The 17,992-nt window shown below is 36.7% G+C and carries 13 protein-coding genes; 6 read left to right on the top strand and 7 right to left on the bottom strand.

From position 1 onward, the window contains the following. From G466_RS23895 to pheT, 3 genes are all read right to left on the bottom strand, one after another. Window positions 1-218, bottom strand: a 218-nt coding sequence (locus tag G466_RS23895; protein WP_157373867.1) for a hypothetical protein, incomplete at its 3' end; no start/stop codon positions are given. Window positions 219-418: 200 nt separating this feature from the next. Continuing rightward, a complete protein-coding gene (locus tag G466_RS0112570; protein ID WP_026813984.1) occupies window positions 419-1,138 on the bottom strand; it encodes a hypothetical protein in 720 nt (239 codons plus the stop codon). A 447-nt stretch (window positions 1,139-1,585) separates the two neighbouring features. Further along, window positions 1,586-4,015, bottom strand: coding sequence for a phenylalanine--tRNA ligase subunit beta (gene pheT, locus G466_RS0112565; protein ID WP_026813983.1), 2,430 nt, complete (start codon window positions 4,013-4,015; stop codon window positions 1,586-1,588). A 358-nt stretch (window positions 4,016-4,373) separates the two neighbouring features. Between pheT and G466_RS0112560 the strand changes: the two genes are divergently transcribed. Further along, window positions 4,374-5,492, top strand: coding sequence for a peroxiredoxin family protein (locus G466_RS0112560; protein ID WP_157373866.1), 1,119 nt, complete (start codon window positions 4,374-4,376; stop codon window positions 5,490-5,492). 35 nt (window positions 5,493-5,527) lie between these two features. On the opposite strand, the gene leuB is transcribed toward G466_RS0112560, so the two are convergent. After that, a complete protein-coding gene (leuB, locus tag G466_RS0112555; RefSeq protein ID WP_026813981.1) occupies window positions 5,528-6,646 on the bottom strand; it encodes a 3-isopropylmalate dehydrogenase in 1,119 nt (372 codons plus the stop codon). After that, a complete protein-coding gene (locus G466_RS21980; protein WP_084418835.1) occupies window positions 6,647-7,819 on the bottom strand; it encodes a 2-isopropylmalate synthase in 1,173 nt (390 codons plus the stop codon). A gap of 147 nt (window positions 7,820-7,966) precedes the next feature. Here G466_RS21980 and G466_RS0112545 point away from each other — a divergent pair, with 147 nt between their 5' ends. Beyond that, window positions 7,967-9,511 carry a hypothetical protein gene (locus G466_RS0112545; RefSeq protein ID WP_026813980.1) on the top strand — a complete coding sequence of 515 codons (1,545 nt, stop codon included), beginning with the start codon at window positions 7,967-7,969 and terminating at the stop codon, window positions 9,509-9,511. A gap of 186 nt (window positions 9,512-9,697) precedes the next feature. Here the strand turns inward: G466_RS0112545 and G466_RS0112540 are convergent, their stop codons facing one another. Continuing rightward, a complete protein-coding gene (locus G466_RS0112540; protein ID WP_026813979.1) occupies window positions 9,698-10,405 on the bottom strand; it encodes an RluA family pseudouridine synthase in 708 nt (235 codons plus the stop codon). 51 nt (window positions 10,406-10,456) lie between these two features. After that, window positions 10,457-11,275, bottom strand: a complete 819-nt coding sequence (gene panB, locus G466_RS0112535) for a 3-methyl-2-oxobutanoate hydroxymethyltransferase (protein ID WP_026813978.1) — start codon at window positions 11,273-11,275, stop codon at window positions 10,457-10,459. Window positions 11,276-11,857: 582 nt separating this feature from the next. Here panB and G466_RS0112530 point away from each other — a divergent pair. The 4 genes from G466_RS0112530 to G466_RS0112515 all read left to right on the top strand — a co-directional run bounded on the left by G466_RS0112530 (window position 11,858) and on the right by G466_RS0112515 (window position 17,947). After that, on the top strand, window positions 11,858-13,201 hold the full coding sequence (locus G466_RS0112530) for a sugar porter family MFS transporter (RefSeq protein ID WP_026813977.1): 1,344 nt from the start codon (window positions 11,858-11,860) through the stop codon (window positions 13,199-13,201). 290 nt (window positions 13,202-13,491) lie between these two features. Then, a complete protein-coding gene (locus tag G466_RS0112525) occupies window positions 13,492-15,516 on the top strand; it encodes a cation:proton antiporter (protein ID WP_026813976.1) in 2,025 nt (674 codons plus the stop codon). A gap of 212 nt (window positions 15,517-15,728) precedes the next feature. Further along, the gene (locus G466_RS0112520; protein WP_205622033.1) at window positions 15,729-16,676 is read left to right on the top strand and encodes a glycerophosphodiester phosphodiesterase family protein; all 948 of its coding nucleotides are present in this window, start codon (window positions 15,729-15,731) and stop codon (window positions 16,674-16,676) included. A 32-nt stretch (window positions 16,677-16,708) separates the two neighbouring features. Continuing rightward, window positions 16,709-17,947: an alkaline phosphatase family protein gene (locus G466_RS0112515; protein WP_026813974.1), complete on the top strand. Its 1,239-nt coding sequence runs from the start codon at window positions 16,709-16,711 to the stop codon at window positions 17,945-17,947. The last annotated feature ends 45 nt before the right edge of the window (window positions 17,948-17,992 follow it).

Raw genomic sequence — 17,992 nt, 5'->3', positions numbered from 1 at the left:
ATAAGGGCAAGTTTGCCCTTGGCGCAGAAGATGCACCTTGGGCCCTTTTTGGCTTCCTTCAGACCAAGGGCCGCTACCAGTTCGTCCCAAGGGATGGCGATATAGATCTTGCCAAGATCGCTTTCGAGAAACCGGGCGTAAAACGCATCGAACTCTTCGGTCTGGGAGGAAAATGTAAAACTGTGCTGGAAATCGTGGATTCTTCGTATCTTGGACATAGACATTAAGATAAAAACCCCGTTTTTTGAGCTAGAGACTCGTTTTCGGGGTTTTATTATATCTAAATATACGAATTAAATACCTGATAAACAAGCAGTTGCGTCAATTCTGAATGCGCCTACTTTAAGGTGCTACTTTAGTTAACTATTTTATTGTTTAAGCAGAAGGAAAGTAAAATGTCTTTCGTGAAAAAAGAAAATTATGTTTTTAAATACTTGCTGTTCCATACAGCGGGACTAAAATTTTGGCCCTTTGCAAAAGCATAATAGACCACCATTGATACAACCGATTTAATCATGAAAAAGTAGATTATTAGGAATTGGGCAGTGGAGCTCGTTTTTGAGAATAGTGCATGGGGTACTATTAAAGTGAGGAGGTAACTTAATAGTAATATAAATACAAGGAGGTTACCCATATTCTTATAAGGCCACATCAAGGCTTTTCTAAATGGGTGTAAATCGTTTCCCCATTTATGAATTAGATAATAATAGCCGTTATTTATCGGGACAAATAATATTGGATCGTCAGGATCCTTTAGTTTAAATAACTTGGAGGGGGCAAGAATCTTAAAGCCTTTTAGTTCTATCCCGTGTTCCATTTCCAACTTTCTTATTTTAGATAGTGCTCCTGGTGGAATTTCACCTTTGTAATAATGAGAATCCAAAAAGCGCAGTCTGTAGTCTATAGCAATTTTTTTAATATGGCCTATTGAATAGATATCAGAAGCTTCTAGGAGGTCAAAATTAAAAAGATTAGTTACATTTAGGGATTTGGCCGCTAAGTTTTGAGCTATTCTTTCTTGAGCTGAATCCAACTCCTTTAAGATTTCATAGACCTCTTTCAGTATTAATTCGGAGGAATTATCCTTTTTTTTTGCCAGAATAAGTTTTTTCTGAATATTGGTTTTTTGCAACAACATATCTCTTTCATTTAAGGCAATGATATAAAGTTAAGAAATTATGGATTTCAATGTATATGAAAAATCATAAATAGTTTCCAAAGAAATGGTATGCTTATCTAATAAATTAAATTATCTAATTTTTATTGATAAAACAAGGATAAATAAAAATGTATAGGGTCTAGATTTATTTCATTTGAGTGATAAATAGCTGAATCCTAATAAATTAGGGCGTTTATAGGTCGCTTTTGGTTCTAACTATGAATATTAAAGCAACCTTTTACAAATTAATGCTACTATGATTCTTGCAATTTCTAGGGTGCAGCTAATCCTAAAGAGATAATGATTTTAGGTGGAGTGATAAAGTAATACGTTTATAGATAATGAAATAGCCCGCTCATAAAGCGGGCTATTATGGTCTTAATGTGCTATTTAAACACTGGTGTCTTGCGAATTAAAAATAAAATATTATCTTAATTCAGCTCCTAATTCTTCTTGGTATCTTTTTCTCAACTTATTCATAATACCATCTACTTGTTTGTCCGTTAAAGTTGCTTTTTCATTGCGTAAGGTATAGCTAACTGCATAGGACTTTTTGCCTTCGGGAAGGCTCTTGCCGGTATAAACGTCAAATAGGTTTACATTTTTAAGCAGCTTCTTTTCGGTTTCTATGGCGATGTCATAAATTTGCTTAAAGCTCACGCTATTATCTACCAAAAGAGCATAATCGCGCTTTACCCCTGGGTATTTTGTGATTTCTTTAAACATAATGGGTTTGCTACGGCCTAATACTTCCAGGATATAGTCCCAATTAAAATCAGCAAATAATACTTCTTCCTTTATGTCGAATGCGGTAGTTATGGACTTATCTATTACTCCTAGGGATACCACCTCCGAATTATCGATTTTCAATGAAATCCCTTCAGAGAAAATTGACCTTGTTGTGGGTTCTGACTGAAATTCAGGAAGTCCCAATCGCGTCATAACATTTGTTACCACGGATTTCATATAAAAGAAATCCGATTTCTGTGATGGGGATACCCAACTATCTTCCGTTCTGTTTCCTGTAACTATAAGACTTAAATGTTTCTTTTCTTCTCTATTCTCTGGGTATTGATGGTACGTTTTCCCAAATTCAAAGAGTTTAAGATTGTTCATCTTTCTATTGGCATTGTGTTCCACTGCCTCTAGTCCAGAAAAAAGCATGGACTGTCTCATTACCGAAAGGTCTAAACTTAAAGGATTTAGCATAGTAATGGTTTGTTCTTCCTTAATATCCGAGCTTAATTTATTGTACTCCGGAGAGGTAAGGCTATTGGCCAATATTTCATTAAACCCATTGGAAGCCAACTGGTCTCCAATGATGTTCTGAATTTTATAATCTTCAAATTTGGATGATGGAGCAATAGAAGCGTTGAGTTTTTCTGTGAATTCTATATTATTATACCCATAAACACGGAGTATTTCCTCAATTACATCTACTTCCCTTTGTACATCTATTCTATAAAATGGTATAGACAATCCCAAGCCCGACTCTGTTACGTTTTTTACTTTGATTTCTAAGGAGGCTAAAATTGATTTTATAGTATCTTTAGACAGATCCTGTCCGACTAGTTTGTTAATCTTATCAAATGTTAGGAATACGTGGTAGTCGTCCTTTTTCTTAGGGTAAATGTCTACAATGTCGGAAGTAATTTCACCCCCGGCAACTTCGAGAATAAGCAATGCAGCACGTTTTAAAGCATATTCCACGTTGTCTATATCTATTCCTCTTTCAAATCTAAAGGAAGCATCGGTACTTAGTCCATGTCTTTTTGCTGATTTACGGACGCTTACGGGATTGAAAAATGCACTTTCCAAGAAAATGCTACTCGTAGTACTGCTAACACCAGAATTTTCACCTCCAAATATACCTGCTAAACACAAGGGTTTCTCTATGTCGCAGATCATTAGATCCTCTTCGCTCAACGTTCTCTCAATACCGTCCAAAGTGGTGAACTTGGTATCTTTTGGGAGTGTTTTTACAATAATCTTATTGCCTTTTATTTTAGCAGTATCGAATGCGTGTAGGGGTTGTCCCAACTCATGCAATACATAATTAGTGGCGTCTACAATGTTGTTTTTTGGAGTAAGTCCAATAGCTTTTAATCTATTTTTCAACCACTCTGGTGATGGTTTTACTACAAGATTGCTAATGGTAATTCCGCAATATCTTGGCGCGAGTAGGCTTTTTTCTACTTCTACATCTATTTTAAGAGACCGGTTAACGACATTAAAGTTAGTAACAGGAGGCGTAATAAGCTCCTTTTGAATATTTCTTTGCTTAAGTCCGGCTTTTAAATCCCGTGCAACACCAAAATGACTCATAGCATCGGCTCGGTTGGGTGTCAGACCAATTTCAAAAACTTCATCGTTCTCAACCTTAAAAACCTCAGAACACAGGGTACCCACCTTTAAATTGTTGGGTAGAACCATAATACCATCATGACTTTCTCCTAAGCCAAGTTCGTCTTCAGCACAGATCATCCCATGGCTTTCTTCGCCTCTAATCTTTCCTTTTTTAATTTTCCACGCTTCGCCTTCTTTGGTATATAAAGTAGTACCTATTGTGGCTACTGGCACTTTTTGGCCTGCGGCAACATTTGGGGCGCCGCAAACAATTTGTAAGGGTTGCTCCAAACCAACATCAACTGTGGTTAAATGTAGTTTGTCTGCATTAGGGTGTTTTACGCAAGTAAGCACTTCACCTACTACAATTCCCTCTAGTCCTCCTTTAACGGATTGGAATGCGGAAATACCTTCAACCTCTAAACCTAAGTCTGTTAATAATTCCGCTGTTTTATGGGAGTCCCAATCAATTTTTAAAAACTGTTTTAGCCAGTTATAAGATATTTTCATCGCTTATTTTTAGAGTTGTCAAATATAAAACAATGCAGCTATACATTCAACAGGTATCGCATGGAATTGTCTTATTTTTTATTCTAATATTGTTTACCCTTTCAGAAGGTAAAAGCGGTGTGATGGGCGATTCCAAATTTCCGATGAGCAGATTTGGGATTCTAATTTAGAAACCGGATAAGTTTAATTTCTATGTTGTAATTTTATACGTTAATTATACTAATAATTGTTTTCTTTAGAAGTGAAAAATATAATTCGAATTACCTTGTTCTTGTTTTTTAGTTTATTGATTTTTTCATGTAACAGCCCTCAAACCTCCAGCATAAATGAAGGAACATGGTTGGCGAAGCTCCAAACCATGGATAATAAAATACTGCCTTTCAATTTTATATTGGCACGGGAGGATAAAGGCGATTATACCATAGAAATCCATAATGCTGATGAGATAATTTCGGTAAATGAAATTACCTTTAAAAAAGATTCCATTCTCATAAAGCTCCCGGTTTTTGAAGGGTATATAGCCGCTACATTTACAGCAGAAACTATAGACGGTGTTTTTAGAATAGATAATTTGAATAGAGAAGTGCCATTTAAGGCAAGTTATGGTGTAAAAGAAAGATTTGTAAGAGATGGGCAGCCATTATATAATGTTACTGGTTCTTGGGAAACAGAATTTAGTCCTAGCACCCAAAACAGTTATATGGCAAAAGGTATATTTAAACAGATAGATGATCGGGTTACTGGTACGTTTAGGACAGCTACTGGAGATTATAGGTATTTGGAAGGCATTCAGCAGGGTGATTCCTTAAAGCTATCTACCTTTGATGGCGCGCACGCTTATTTGTTTATGGGCAAGGTTTCTGATAATCTTATGGAAGGAGTATTTTATTCTGGGAATCATTTTAAGGAATCTTTTGTGGCTAAAAGAAATGAAAATTTTGATTTACCACAGACCGATGAGTTGACCTATTTAAAGGAGGGATATGACAAGTTGGAATTCAGCTTTCCCGATGCTTCTGGAAAAATGGTTTCCTTAGATGATGAAGCGTATAAGGATAAAGTGGTGGTGGTGCAAATAATGGGAACCTGGTGTCCCAATTGCTTGGATGAGACCAAGTTTTTAGTGGAATATTTAAAAGAAAATGCAGATAAAGATGTACGTGTAGTAGCTTTAGCCTTTGAGTATGTAAAAACGCCAGAAGCGGCTTTTAAGGCAATTAATAGATTACAAGATAGAATAGGAGTAGAGTACCCTATTCTGTTGGCGCAATATGCTAGTTCAGATAAGACTTTAGCACAAGATAAATTACCCATGTTAAATCATATCTTGTCTTATCCAACTACCATTATTATAGATAAAACTGGACAGGTGAGAAAAATCCATACAGGGTTTAATGGCCCTGCAACCGGGAATAATTATTTAAGCTTTAAAAAGGATTTCTATAGTTTTATTGATCAGTTATTAGCTGAGAAATAATTGGTTGACCTGCACCCTAAACTTTTGTTTTATAGCTATATAATGGTAGACCTCCCTAGTCCAATGTTTTCATAGTTGTAATTGTAATTCTCATCAGAATCAATGATGTTGGCGGCAATAAAATCACCTACCTCATTGGTACCATACTTACTATCGGGATTTAAATCTTGTGTAACGATTTGTTTTCTCATGGATTTATCTACAGCGGTAACCACGGCGCTAGATTCCTCATGTAGTCCAAAGTGGCTTAACATCATTGCTGTAGAGAGTATTGAGGCTATAGGGTTGGCAATGTTTTTTCCTTCCGCCTGTGGGTAAGAGCCGTGAAAAGGTTCAAACATGGCAAAATCGTTTCCAATAGAGGCTGAAGGTAGTAGTCCTTTGGTGCCGCATATGGCGCTTCCTTGATCAGAAAGGATGTCTCCAAACATATTTTCGGTCAGTATAACATCAAATTGGTTTGGGTGCAGCATCATCTGCATGGCAGCGTTGTCTACAAAAAGAAATTCCAGTGCTACTTCTGGATAGCTTTCCCCAATTTTGGTAACTACTTTACGCCATAATCTAGAGGTCTCTAGAACATTGGCTTTATCAATTAAGGTGAGCTTTTTTCTCCTGTTTTTTGCGGATTTAAAGGCAAAATGAGCTATTCTGCTGATTTCTTTTTCTGAATATTCACAGAGATCAGAAGCAATAGTGCCGTCTTTGCTTAATTTTTTTTCCCCAAAATATATTCCTCCGGTTAACTCTCTATATATTATAAAATCCGTTCCAAATATCACATGTTTTTTTAAGGGCGATTTGTTAACCAAGGTAGGGAAAACTTTAACTGGTCTTATATTGGCAAACAGTTCTAGCTCTCTTCGTAGCTGTAATAAGCCCTGTTCTGGTCTGACCTTAGCACTTGGATTGGCATCATATTTAAGGGTCCCTATTGTGCCAAAAAGTATAGAATCTGATGCCCTGCAAAGTTCAGTGGTAACTTCCGGAAGCGGTTTGCCATATTTTTCCATGGCCACGGCCCCAATGTCACCTTCTGTAAAAGTAAAGTGATGGTGAAAAGTCTCTTCTACTGCACGTAAACATTTTAACGATTGTGCCAATACCTCTGGTCCAACTCCATCTCCACCTAAAACCGCAATTTTTAGATTCATTTAAACAGTAATTTCTATTGAGATTCCACTTGCAACGATAATATCATGGATATCTTCGTTCATAATTTCCTTCTTTTTGTCGGCAAAGCTTAAGAATTCCTCGTAAACTTGGTCTAACTGTGTTTTTGTAAGTTCGTATCCTACATTTTTTGCACGGTATGCCAATGCAGCTCTTCCACTTCTTGCCGTAAGCACAATAGACGATTCGGTAACGCCAACATCAGCAGGGTCTATTATCTCATAGGTTTCCCTATTCTTAATAACACCATCTTGATGGATCCCAGAACTATGGGCAAAAGCGTTTGCTCCTACAATAGCTTTATTGGGTTGTACATAAACTCCCATTTTTTGAGATACCATCTGGCTGGTATCATATAGCAACTTACTGTTTATATTGGTATCCAAGTTTAAGGTAGGATGTTGTCTTAATATCATTACTACTTCTTCTAAGGAAGTATTTCCTGCCCTTTCTCCAATCCCGTTAATAGTACATTCTATCTGTCTAGCGCCGTTAATTACCCCCGCAATGGAATTGGCAGTGGCAAGTCCAAGGTCATTATGACAGTGGCAAGAAAGAATAGCCTTGTCTATTCCGGTCACATTTTCTTTTAAATATTTTATTTTTGCCCCGTATTCTTCAGGAAGACAGTACCCTGTGGTATCTGGTATATTTAAAACCGTAGCTCCAGCCTTAATTACGGCTTCACAAACCCTAGCTAAAAATTCATTGTCTGTCCGTCCTGCATCTTCAGCATAAAATTCAATATCCTCCACAAAAGTCTTAGCGTATTTTACAGCTGACACAGCCCTTTCTATAATGGCTTCTTTATTGGAGTTGAACTTATATTTAATGTGTGAATCCGAAGTTCCTATTCCAGTATGTATTCTAGGCCTCTTAGCCATTTTAAGAGCTTCCGCAGCGGCTTCAATATCCTTTTTTACGGCACGGGTAAGACCGCAGACCGATGCATTTTTTACTAATTTTGAAATCTCATGAACGGAATTGAAGTCCCCTGGACTAGAAATTGGAAAACCTGCTTCAATAACATCAACGCCCAATAAATCTAATCTTTCGGCGATTATCAATTTCTGCTCTGTGTCCAATTTACAACCGGGTACTTGCTCCCCATCTCTAAGTGTTGTATCAAAAATATGTACCTTATCTTTGCTCATTATATTTGCGTAATTTTATATGCACTTTACGAATATACTGCTAAAAGGTTCCCTAGAGGTGTGGTAAAAAATGTATTTACAATGGTGAGGAACTTTTTATAATAGGTAAAGCGCTTATTATCAACAACATAAACCTTTTATATTACGATGACAAATGCCCATAAAGATGCATTATTTGTTTTGGTTAAATCACTTTCAAAGTCAGAAAAACGTCAGTTTAAACTATACGTCGGTCGCCTAGGAGTTAACACCGATGCAAAGTTCTTGGCGCTATTTAATTTATTGGACAAAATAAAAGTGTATGATGAAAAACTAATACTGGAAAATGGCATAGTTAAAAAAGCCCAGTTATCTAATTTAAAGGCGCATCTATACCGCCAAATATTAGTGAGCTTAAGATTAAATCCGGTTAACCAAAATATTAGGGTTCAATTAAGGGAACAGTTGGATTTTGCCACCATACTTTACCAAAAAGGACTCTACAAGCAAAGCTTAAAAATTCTAGATAAGACCAAACTCACCGCTATAGAGAATGAAGAGAAGAACGTAGCCTATGAAATTGTAGAATTAGAGAAAGTTATTGAAACACAGTATATTACCCGTAGTATCCCTGATAGGGCCGATGAACTTACCGAACAGGCTAAGGAATTGTCTAGGCAAAATGTTACTACCAGTAAACTTTCTAACCTCGCAATTCAGTTGTATGGACAGATGTTGAAAATAGGGTATGTGCGAAGTGATGAAGACTTTAAGCGCGTAAAAGTTTATTTTGATAACCATTTACCAAAGATTAAAATGAAAGAGCTTGGGTTTCGTGAGAAACTATGGCTCTATAAAGCCCATCTGTGGTATAGCTTTTTAACCCAGGATTTTTTGTCATGTTATAAGTATTCGAGTAAATGGGTTGATTTGTTTTATGAAAATAAGATGATGATTTCCCTTAATCCAGTTTTTTTCCTAAAGGGAAACCATTATTTGTTGGAATCTTTGTTCTATGTAAGGTATAGCTCCCAGTTTAAGGAAACATTGGAGAAATTGGAGGAAATTGTAGTTAGTAAGGATTTCCCCACCAATGATAACCTAACTTCTCTTGCATTTATCTACATCAATTCTAACAAGCTGAACCTTCATTTTATGGAGGGAACTTTTGATAAGGGGGAGTATTTGGTGAAAATTGTTGAATACGGAATTTCCAAACATAGGGATCGTATAGATGAACACCATATTATGGTATTGTATTACAAAATTGCCTGTCTCTATTTTGGAATGGGTAATAATAAGATGTGTATACAATATCTAAAGCGTATTATTAACAACAAGAATCTTAAAATGCGGGAGGATCTAATGTGTTTCTCCAGGGTGTTAAGTTTAATAGCTCATTATGAGGCGGGTATGGATTATCACTTGGAGGTGCAGCTGAAGAGTACCTATAAGTTTTTGTTGAAAATGAACGACCTACATGCTGTACAGAAGGAAATGATTAAATTCTTAAGACGTTTGGGCGATATTTATCCGCACGAACTACCTAATGAATTTAATAAGCTGTATATAGAATTAAAAAAATACGAAGACCACCCTTATGAAAAACGGGCCTTTTTATACCTAGATATACTTTCTTGGTTAGAGAGTCACTTACATAATAAGCCTGTTGCGCAAGTAATTAGGGAGAAAGCAGCGGTAATAACCCGATAGATTGTTAGGGTGCAAAGTAAAAATTTTGAGAAATATAGCGTTTAATAACCTATTTTGGAGTACGTCTTGCGGTTAATAAGCCGCAAGGAGAACAAGATTTGCGTCACAAGATGTTTATTCCGCTTATGGGTAAGTGGTAACCTGGGGTTTGTAGGAGGTTTTAGATTGATTTATGGTGCTAATCAATTACTTGCAGGCATCCCATAAACTTTCATTAGGTAATGGTGCAACAAGGTCTAATTGCTCCTTCTTTACTGGATGCATAAAGCTTAATTTCCGAGCATGCAAATGTATGCTACCGTCCTTATTACTTCTATCTGATCCATATTTTAAGTCTCCCTTTATGGGGCATCCCGAAGCGGCAAGTTGTGAACGGATTTGATGATGCCTTCCCGTCTTTAAATCTATTTCTAATAGGGTATAACGATCTAATTTCTGAATTACGTTATAGTTTAGGATAGCCTTCTTACTATCTATCACCTCATTTTTATGTGCGTAGGATTTATTTTGTTTCGGATTGCGTTTTAACCAATGTACCAAGGTATCACTTTCCTTTTTTGGCATATTTTTCACTATTGCCCAATAGGTTTTCTTAGCATCTTTTTCGGCAAATAGCTTATTCAGTCTTGGTAAGGCCTTAGAGGTTTTTGCGAAGACTACTATACCTGTAGTAGGCCTGTCTAACCTATGGGCAACGCCAAGGTAGACATTGCCCGGTTTATTGTATTTTAACTTTAGATATTCCTTAACAACCTCACTTAAGGGCGTGTCCCCTGTTTTATCGCCCTGTACAATATCACCTGCCCTTTTATTTATGGCGATTAGGTGATTGTCCTCATAAATCACTTGTAAATTAGAAGGGTTGGAATGTTCTTTTTGTACTTCTTTTGACACTGCTGACTTTGATAAAGGGGGTTAAAGAATTTAAGAGATACCTAGTTAATATTAATATTGTTCCTCATCACTTGGGAAGTCCTTGGTCTTTACATCGTCTACATATTGTGAAATGGCACTACTCATTTCCTCATATAGATTTAGGTATCTACGTAAGAACCTAGGATTAAACTCCTGTGTAATTCCCAATAGGTCGTGAACAACTAAAACTTGTCCATCTACACCGTTTCCTGCCCCAATACCAATAATAGGAATAGATACACTTTCGGCTACCTCCTTAGCTAATGCTGCGGGAATTTTTTCTAGTACAATTGCGAAACAGCCAATTTTCTCAAGCATTTTGGCATCATTCTTTAATTTTTGTGCTTCTTCATCTTCCTTGGCCCTAACGGTATAAGTGCCAAATTTATATATCGACTGCGGGGTTAATCCTAAATGGCCCATTACGGGAATACCAGCATTTAAAATACGTTTCACCGAATCCTTAATTTCTTGTCCACCTTCAACCTTTACAGCGTGTGCACCACTCTCTTTCATGATACGGATTGCGGATCGAAGTGCTTCCTTAGGATCACTTTGATAACTTCCAAATGGAATATCTACGACTACAAGTGCCCTTTGTACTGCACGGATTACGGAAGAGGCGTGATAGATCATTTGATCTAAAGTAATAGGTAGGGTAGTCTCATGACCGGCCATTACATTACTAGCCGAATCGCCCACTAAAATCACATCAACATTAGCAGCATCCACAATTTTCGCCATGGAATAATCATAGGCAGTTAGCATGGATATTTTCTCCCCGTTTTGTTTCATATCAACGAGCGATTTTACAGTCACTCTTTTGTATTCTTTTTTGGCAACAGACATGGTTTTTATTTTTAGAGCGATAAAAGTAAGGAGATTTGTTTTAAATCTTGGTGGTATTGCAAGGACTTTGTGATCAAGACCTTTAATTCTGACCTATAAAGGATAGATTATTGATGAACTTATTGGAATAGTAGCTATTCCATAGTATTCTATATAATGGCCAACAGAATATAAATTGAGTCTCAATGCGGGTAATGCCTTGCAATTTGTTAGTAATTAATACCGATTTGCAGGTCCACCAAAATGATTTTTGATTAGCCGTGTCCTAAACAATAAATTCAATGCGGTTTTCCTACATTACTTTCCTTTTAAAAATCCATAAGGTCATTATAAGAGCAGTCATAAATAGTGACTCAAATATTTTAAGTCTTGCGCTAACTACGCTATTTTAGATTTAAACTTTTTAGTTACCTTAGTATGATTGATATTGGTAGCAACTGTTAGTTTTTCACATGTAAATCATTGGTCTTTAGCTATTTTTTTGTTTGTTAGGATGGTGTTAGCAGAATCGTAATAGAAGATAACTGGAGAAATTAATTCTTGATAATTGGTAATACAATACCCTAACTTAATTATAGCGATATGAAGAAAATACTGGTGTGGTCTATAACGGCAGCTTTAGCAGGATTTTTATTTGGATTTGACACTGTGGTAATATCCGGTGCCGATAAAAAATTACAACTGCTATGGGGGTCCTCTGATGTATTTCATGGAACTGTAGTTATGGCCATGGCCTTGTGGGGGACCGTGGTTGGTGCTTTGTTAGGAGGTATACCTACCAATAGATTGGGAAGAAAGAAAACCTTGTTCTGGATTGGGGTCTTTTATACGGTATCTGCAGTGGGGTCAGCATTGGCGAATGATCCTACTACTTTTGCCATTTTTAGATTTTTAGGGGGATTGGGAGTTGGGGCCTCCACTATTGCAGCACCAGCGTATATTTCTGAAATAGCTCCGGCCAAGGATAGGGGGAAATTGGTTGGGCTGTATCAATTCAATATCGTATTCGGGATATTGGTTGCCTTCCTATCCAATTACTTATTAAGTGGCATGGGTGAAAATGCGTGGCGATGGATGCTAGGGGTAGAAGCCATTCCTGCTATAATTTACACGCTGTTTATTCTTACTGTTCCTCAGAGCCCTAGATGGCTTCTTACAAAGCTGCGAACCAACGAAGCCAGAAAGGTACTCCAAGTTATAAATCCAGGTCAGGATGTGGAAACAATGTTGTTGGAAATAAATCAGGAAAATGAGAATAAGGTTCCAAGAGAGAACATTTTTATGAAAAAATATCGCTTCCCATTAATTCTTGCCTTCTGTATGGCTTTTTTTAACCAAGCATCTGGAATAAATGCCTTCTTGTACTATGCCCCTAGAATATTGGAAGAGTCCGGACTAGGAGAAAGTACGGCATTATTAAGTAGTATTGGAATAGGGGTTACTAATCTTCTTTTTACGCTCTTGGGTATTTTTCTTATCGACAGATTTGGACGAAAGCAATTAATGTACATCGGGTCTTTTGGATATATCGTATCACTTTCTCTAGTATCATGCGCCTTTTACTTTAATTGGGAGGGGATGTCCGTAGCCATATTTCTATTCCTGTTCATTGCGGCACATGCCGTAGGGCAAGGTACGGTCATCTGGGTGTTTATATCCGAAATTTTCCCAAATCATTTACGAGGGTCAGGTCAGTCGTTCGGTAGCTCCGTACACTGGATCTTGGCAGCAGTTATTCCGTCTTTAATACCCGTTTTGTTTACGGCAATAGGGGCAGGGACAGTATTTGCCATTTTTGCTTTCATGATGGTTTTACAACTGCTCTTTGTAGCCTTTTTTATGCCGGAAACTAAAGGAATTTCCTTAGAGACTCTAAGTAAATCCCTTAGTAAACCCAATGGAGCTGGAAAGGTTAAAAAGATCTAAGGCCTAAATGGACTTATAAGGGTTTTATTGTTTATTGTGTATTTGAGATAGAAGGATATATCTTTTTAATTTGATTATCAGAAATTTACTGTAGATGTGTCTAGATGAAATAATAGTTTTCTAAATTTCTATTAAAGATATTGGAAACTTATTCTTGCTTAGAAGTGTTATTGATGCTTTAAATAAAGCCTTTCAGTGTATATTAGTTGCGTAAAAGTCGTATTAGAACGCAACAGAAAATTGTTGTTGTCTGCTACTTTCAGTTTAATCTTTTTACTATACTGTGAATCATGGATGTAATTATTAATCAACTTATAGAAGAGTTTCATTTACCCCTCCGAAGTCCGATATTAATTTTTTCGTTAATTCTCTTTATTATTTTATTGGCTCCTGTAGTATTGCATAGGATTAGAATTCCAGGAATCATTGGGTTGATCATATCGGGAATTATCATTGGTCCAGCTGGATTGAATATTTTAGAAAAGAGTCTATTTGTAGATGTCTTTTCTACTATTGGGTTACTCTATATAATGTTTATTGCTGGTCTTGAATTAGACTTAAATGAGTTTAAGGCAACGAGAAACAAAAGTGTATTGTTCGGATTTCTCACCTTTACAATTCCTATAACTATAGGTTTTCCAGTATGTTATTATTTATTAGGATTCAATTTTAACGCCAGTTTGCTTACCTCAAGTATGTTCGCTACCCACACGTTGGTTACCTATCCGATAGTTAGTAGGCTGGGAGTTTCAAAAAATGCGGCCGTTGCTATAACCGTAGGAGGTACTATTTTAACCGATACGGCGGTGCTTATTATGTTAGCCGTAATCTTAGGCTCTCATGATGGCGGACTTACACAGGAATTTTGGATCCGTCTTGGCATATCTTTATTATTGTTCTCTGCATTTATGTTCTTCGTGATTCCGCGAATTGCACAATGGTTTTTTAGTAAGATGGGGAGTGAAAGGCATTCACATTATATTTTTGTCCTATCTGTGGTTTTCTTCGCGGCATTTTTAGCCGAGATTGCCGGACTTGAGTCCATTATTGGAGCTTTTGTTGCTGGTTTGGCCCTCAATAAGCTTATTCCGCACTCATCTGCACTGATGAACCGAATTGAATTTATTGGAAACTCCCTTTTTATCCCTTTTTTCCTTATTAGCGTGGGGATGATTGTGGATGTTAGTGTAATATTAAGTGGACCCATGGCATTGATTATTGCAGGATCTTTAACGATTGTTGCAATTTTTGGAAAATGGGCCGCAGCCTTTTTTACCCAGAAAATATTTAAATTCTCTAAAGGACAGCGTCGACTTATTTTTGGTTTAAGTAGTTCGCATGCTGCAGCAACCTTAGCTGTGATTTTAGTGGGATATAATGCGGGAATCTTAGATGCTAATATTCTTAACGGAACCGTGGTGTTAATTCTAGTTACTTGTATTATAGCCTCTTTTGCTACGGAAAGCGCTGCAAAAATGATTATTAAAAATGAAGATGAGGAAGAAGAAGTGCTTTTGCCGACTGGGCCAAATAAAGAACACATCCTTATACCTATCGCTAACCTGATCAATATTGAAAAGGTCTTAGATTTTGCCGTATTAATAAAGGATAAGAAATCCATTAACCCGCTATCCATATTAACGGTTGTCCCCAATACTGATGAAGCGGAGAAAACAATTATTAAGGCCAAACAGGGTTTGGAAAGATTTATTAATGAAACCGCAGCCTCGGATACGCATGCTATTGTTAAGGCGACTATAGACCATAACGCCGCCAGCGGTATATCTAGAACCGCCAAAGAAATTATGGCAGATATTATTTTATTGGGATGGCCTCAGAAGGCTGGGTTTTTGGATAAAATAATTGGGGATAAAATGGAGAGTATCCTGGAAAACACGGAGAAAACCCTTTTCATTTGTAATTTTGAAATTCCACTGACCAACCATAAAAGAATATTTTTAATTGTTCCGCCAAATGCAGAATTGGAAGAAGGTTTTGTTACTTGGATAAATAAGATAGCTAAATTATCTGTGGAACTATCTATTCCTATCAATCTGAATTGTAGTGAGGAAACACGTAATGCAATAGAGAAATTTGCTAAAGACAATAAAGTAACCTTGGCATTGAACTTTAACGTTTTTAATGAATGGGTAGATTTCCTTGCACTTTCCAGGCAAATATCTGATAGCGATTTAATTGTTATGGTATCTGCCCGTAGAGGTCATATTTCCCATTTTGGATTAATAGATAAAGTGCCGGTAAAACTAGAAAGATACTTTCCGGATTTAAGCAAAATTGTTATTTACCCCCAGTAGTCTATTATGTATTGAGGTAATTTGTACTAACCTAATATGCAAAGCGCACTGTAAAAGCCTGTGGATTTTTAAGTTTATATAATTTGATTTAGGTTTAACCTATTTAAGACCATTATGGCGCTTTTTATGATATAATTCCCTCCATATAAATTATCTAGATGATTTCTTATTTCGTTTATTCTATTAATTAAATTTTTAAGTCTTTAATGAAAATGATGCGTAAAAAAATAAATAAGTTACTTCTTTTAATTTCTTTCTTGAGTTTATGTTCTTATCAAGAATTGACAAGTCAAACTAAAAAATTACAAGTAATCAACGTAAAAAATGCTAATGAGCTTCGGGATTTCTTTGAATATACGGGAAATGATATTCCTATAATTAGTGGCCATAGAGGACAAAAGTCAATTGGTTTCGCCGAAAACAGTATTGAAGCTTTGGAAGAGGTGCTTTCTTATACGCCTGCTATTTTTGAGGTAGACCCTAGGCTTACCAAGGATAGTGTGATTGTTCTAATACATGATGCAACGCTAGAAAGGACTACCAATGGTACGGGTAAAGTGTCCGACTTTACCCTAGAAGAGTTAAAGAGGTTGAGGTTGAAGGATGCCGAAGGAAATATCACAAATCATCAAATACCAACCTTAAAGGAAGCCATTGAATGGAGTAGGGGAAAGACAATTTTGAACCTAGATAAAAAAGACGTTCCCCTTTCTATGATGGCACAAAAACTTGAAGAATTTGACGAGGAATCGGTGGTAATGGTTACCGTTCACAATGCAGCAGAGGCCGTTTTTTACTATAGTAAAAACAAGAATAGAATGTTTTCAGCCTTCATTAAAACTGAAGAAGATTTTAAGGAATTTGATAATTCTGGTGTTCCGTGGACACAAATGATTGCCTATATTGGGCCTAGAATAAAGGAAGAGGATAATAGGATATATAATTTATTGAATGCTAAAGGAGTTATGTGTATGATCTCTGCAGCATCTACTTACGATAAGCTAGAGGAATCCGCAGAACGGGATAAAGCCTATATTGAGGTTCTAAAAGATGGAGCAAGTATAATTGAATCCGATTATCCTATTGAGGTCTTTAAAGCTATTAATTCAATGATTCCTGATAGCAGCACTAAAGCTAAATACTATCAAATTGGCGGGTAACTTGAGCTTGTAAAACCAATCAAAATAAAGTGATGAACTTTAAAATTTGTATTACCCTATGCGTTGCACTTATTTCTAATGCATTTGTTATTTCACAAGAAGCTAAAACCAAGGTGATTTTTGTAATTGCCGATGGGATTTCTGCAGATGTTATTGAAAAACTTGAGACGCCTAAACTAGATTTAATAGCTGGAAAAGAGGGATATACCCGTGCGTATGTGGGTGGTGAAAAAGGAGGACCTTCAGAAAGTCCGACTATCTCAGCCGTAGGATACAACAGTTTAATTACGGGTACTTGGGCCAATAAACATAACGTGTGGGGAAACGGAATAGAAGATCCTAATTATAATTACTGGACTATTTTTAGATATGTAACGGAATATAGACCCGAATTAAAAACGGCAATCTTTTCTACTTGGCTAGATAACCGGACCAAATTGGTGGGGGCCAACCTTATGGCTAATGGAAACTTTAAACTAGATTATCAATTTGACGGCTTTGAGAAGGATACAATTAATTTTCCCCATGATGATGATAGCCTATATATACATAAGATTGATGAGCATGTGGTAAATGAGGCAACTAGGGTGATTAAAGAAAGTGCTCCCGATCTAAGTTGGGTATACCTACAGTACACCGATGATATGGGCCATAGGTATGGTGACAGTGAACGATTTTATGATGCAGTGAAAATCATGGACGATCAGATGGGAAGGCTATGGGATGCCGTTCAGTATCGAACAGAAAATTATGAGGAAAATTGGCAGGTCTGGATTACTACCGATCATGGGAGGAGCGAAAAAGATGGCAAAGGTCATGGCGGACAGTCTGAAAGAGAACGCAGTGCTTGGATGCTCACCAATGAAAAGAAATTAAATGGTCATTTTAAAGAAGGCATACCAGGAATCGTAGATATTATGCCCACTATATTGCACACATTTAATATCAGTCTCAATAAAGAACAATCTTGGGAATTAGATGGCATACCGCTTACCCATGAAGTTTCTTTGGCTAATGCCACAGCAGTACTTAATGGCAACGAATTAATTTTAACATGGAGTGCCTTCCAGCCTAAGCAAGAAATGGCTATTTGGATTGCCACAACAAATAATTTTGCTGAAGGGGGGACAGATAATTATAAGTTGATGGCCAAGGTAGATGCAAGTGTGGAAAAGGCTGTCATAGACTTGTCTGAAATACCATCAAAATTTTATAAAGTTGTGCTTTCTGGCAAGCACAATGCGATTAATACATGGGTGAAGAAAAAATAAACCCTTTAAGATTACCATCTGGAATTTTTCCCAGATAGACTTGTA

The organism is Arenibacter certesii DSM 19833 (genome assembly GCF_000429545.1).
In the GTDB taxonomy this organism is placed as follows: Bacteria; Bacteroidota; Bacteroidia; order Flavobacteriales; family Flavobacteriaceae; genus Arenibacter; species Arenibacter certesii.
Note: the sequence above shows the minus strand (reverse complement) of the source record. Positions and strands in the feature narration are given on the sequence as shown.

Excerpts from the sequence above, each read along its gene's own strand:
- G466_RS0112570 (WP_026813984.1), bottom strand. The coding sequence starts at position 1,138 with ATGTTGTTGCAAAAAACCAATATTCAGAAAAAACTTATTCTGGCAAAA.
- pheT (WP_026813983.1), bottom strand. The coding sequence starts at position 4,015 with ATGAAAATATCTTATAACTGGCTAAAACAGTTTTTAAAAATTGATTGG.
- G466_RS0112560 (WP_157373866.1), top strand. The coding sequence starts at position 4,374 with ATGGATAATAAAATACTGCCTTTCAATTTTATATTGGCACGGGAGGAT.
- leuB (WP_026813981.1), bottom strand. The coding sequence starts at position 6,646 with ATGAATCTAAAAATTGCGGTTTTAGGTGGAGATGGAGTTGGACCAGAG.
- G466_RS21980 (WP_084418835.1), bottom strand. The coding sequence starts at position 7,819 with ATGAGCAAAGATAAGGTACATATTTTTGATACAACACTTAGAGATGGG.
- G466_RS0112545 (WP_026813980.1), top strand. The coding sequence starts at position 7,967 with ATGACAAATGCCCATAAAGATGCATTATTTGTTTTGGTTAAATCACTT.
- panB (WP_026813978.1), bottom strand. The coding sequence starts at position 11,275 with ATGTCTGTTGCCAAAAAAGAATACAAAAGAGTGACTGTAAAATCGCTC.
- G466_RS0112530 (WP_026813977.1), top strand. The coding sequence starts at position 11,858 with ATGAAGAAAATACTGGTGTGGTCTATAACGGCAGCTTTAGCAGGATTT.
- G466_RS0112525 (WP_026813976.1), top strand. The coding sequence starts at position 13,492 with ATGGATGTAATTATTAATCAACTTATAGAAGAGTTTCATTTACCCCTC.
- G466_RS0112520 (WP_205622033.1), top strand. The coding sequence starts at position 15,729 with ATGATGCGTAAAAAAATAAATAAGTTACTTCTTTTAATTTCTTTCTTG.
- G466_RS0112515 (WP_026813974.1), top strand. The coding sequence starts at position 16,709 with ATGAACTTTAAAATTTGTATTACCCTATGCGTTGCACTTATTTCTAAT.